Annotated in this window: 2 protein-coding genes; one reads left to right on the top strand and one right to left on the bottom strand. The window is 73.5% G+C overall.

The window, feature by feature from the left end; translation table 11 throughout:
- Window positions 1–140: 140 nt before the first annotated feature.
- Window positions 141–1,202 (bottom strand): LCP family protein, encoded by a 1,062-nt coding sequence (locus ACLD7X_RS16500; protein ID WP_411424775.1) that lies wholly within the window; start codon window positions 1,200–1,202, stop codon window positions 141–143.
- Between the two features lie 98 nt (window positions 1,203–1,300).
- Here ACLD7X_RS16500 and ACLD7X_RS16495 point away from each other — a divergent pair.
- The coding region (locus ACLD7X_RS16495; RefSeq protein WP_411424774.1) for a coenzyme F420 hydrogenase/dehydrogenase beta subunit N-terminal domain-containing protein at window positions 1,301–1,920 on the top strand (620 nt) is incomplete at its 3' end.

The following is a 1,920-nucleotide window of genomic DNA, read 5'->3' as shown; positions in this document are numbered from 1 at the left end:
TGGCTCGGGGTGGTGGAGGCCAGTCGCCGCGGCGAAGCTGACGGGGCCCTGGAGACTCCCGATCTGGCCCTCGCCCTCGCCCTGGCCTGTGCCCGCCTCGATCTGGCCCCGGCGGCCGAGGGGGCGGCCGAGGGGGCGGACTAGGGGGCCTGGGCCCTCTCCCCAGCCGGTTCGGGCGGGGCTGGTTCGGGCCAGAGGGGATCCGGGGCCGAGCGGGCCATCTCCCGCAGCTGCTGGGGCCCGCCCTTGTCCTTGCCGCCGCTCCGGGGAGGGGCCAGGGGAAGGGTGCTGAACTGGGTGGGGGGATCGGCCCCAACGGACGCGGCCATCAGGCTCAGCACCTCGGCGGGGCTGAGGTTGGTGTCCACCTCCTCGCGCAGTTTCTCGACCAGCTCCGGCAGGGCATCGACCTGGCTCGTCAGGCTCAGCTCCTTGAGCAGGCTGCGCACCACCTCCTGCTGGTTGGCCAGCCGGCTCTCCACCGGCCGTGCCGGGTCGCGGTAGCGGGCCAGGTGTTCCAGCTGCTGTCCCTTGAGGCGCTGCAGTCCCCCCTGCAGATCGATCGTCAGCCCCTGGCGCTTGTCGCTGTAGCGCATGGTGGCGGAGGGGTTCACCTCCACCGAGCCGAGTCCGTCCACGAGGCTTCGCAGGGCGCCGCGGCTGACCACCAGGTAGCGGTCAGGCTTGCCGGGCTCCAGGCCCACCAGGTCCCGCACCGCATCGGCGGTGAGGGCGGGTCCCCCGCGCCGGTAGAGGCTGCCGAGGGGCAGGAGCTGCGTCTGGCCCGGCAGTTTCACGGCCAGGCTGGTGGGCACGCCCAGCACCTGCAGCGGTCCGCCGGGATTGACCCGCAGCAGCAGCAGCGCGTCGGCGTTGGCGGGGCCGGGGGGAGCGGCCTTGTTGGTGGGGTCGGTGAGCCGGTCGGCATCCACCCCGATCACCAGCACGGTCACGGGGCGGTTGGGGGGCTTGGCCAGATCCGCGATGCTCCGTTCCTGCTGGGCCTCCAGCCCCGGGTCGGGCTTCGACCAGAGGATCCCCAGCAGGCCCAGCCCGCCGAGGATGCCCAGACCCGCCAGTCCCAGCCGCACGGCCAGGCGGGCGCGGAGGGTTGGGCGGGCTGCCGTGGGCCTGGCTCCCCCGGCGCGGGGAGGCTGCTGCCCGGCGGTGGCGGCGGAAGGGGGCGAGGGGCGAGGGGGCATCGGGTTCGCTGGGCGCCCATTCGTCACGGGGCAACCACTTTGGCTCACCCCCTGGAGGGACGGTCCGTCTAGGTTGTGGTCCAGCGACAGGCCTTCGCGTGCCGGCCCCTCCACCATCCTCCGCCGGCCGCGTCCAGGCACCCCATGAGCGGGCCCGCCCCCTGGCCAAGGGGAGCATCTATCCGGCCAAGGACCTCTGCAGCCAGTGCGGCCTCTGTGACAGCCGCTGGGTCGCCTACGTGCGCGACAGCTGCGCCTTCCTCACCCAGCGTTTCGAGGCGATGGAGCGTGGGGCCCACGGCCGCAGCCGCGACCTCGAGAACGAGGACGAGCTCTACTTCGGCGTGCAGCAGCGCATGCTCACCGCCCGGCTGCGCCAGCCCCTCGAGGGGGCCCAGTGGACCGGCATCGTCAGCCGCATCGGCGTGCGGGCGCTGGAAACCGGCCTGGTGGATGCCGTGCTCTGCGTGGGCCAGAGTCCGGAAGACCGCTTCACGCCCGTGCCGCGGCTGGCCCGCACCCCCGCCGAGGTGCTGGCGGCCCGGGTCAACAAGCCCACCCTCTCCCCCAACCTGGAGGTGCTCGAGCAGCTGCCTGGCAGCGGGATCCGCCGCCTGCTGGCGATCGGGGTCGGCTGCCAGATCCAGGCCCTGCGGGCTGTCCAGCACACCCTCCCGCTCGACGAGCTCTACGTGCTCGGCCTGCCCTGTGTGGACAA

It is taken from the genome of Aphanothece microscopica RSMan92 (genome assembly GCF_046613545.2).
In the GTDB taxonomy this organism is placed as follows: Bacteria; Cyanobacteriota; Cyanobacteriia; order PCC-6307; family Cyanobiaceae; genus NIES-981.
Note: the sequence above shows the minus strand (reverse complement) of the source record. Positions and strands in the feature narration are given on the sequence as shown.

Bases quoted from the DNA above. Each gene is read 5' to 3' on its own strand.
- ACLD7X_RS16500 (WP_411424775.1), bottom strand. From the start codon at position 1,202: ATGCCCCCTCGCCCCTCGCCCCCTTCCGCCGCCACCGCCGGGCAGCAG.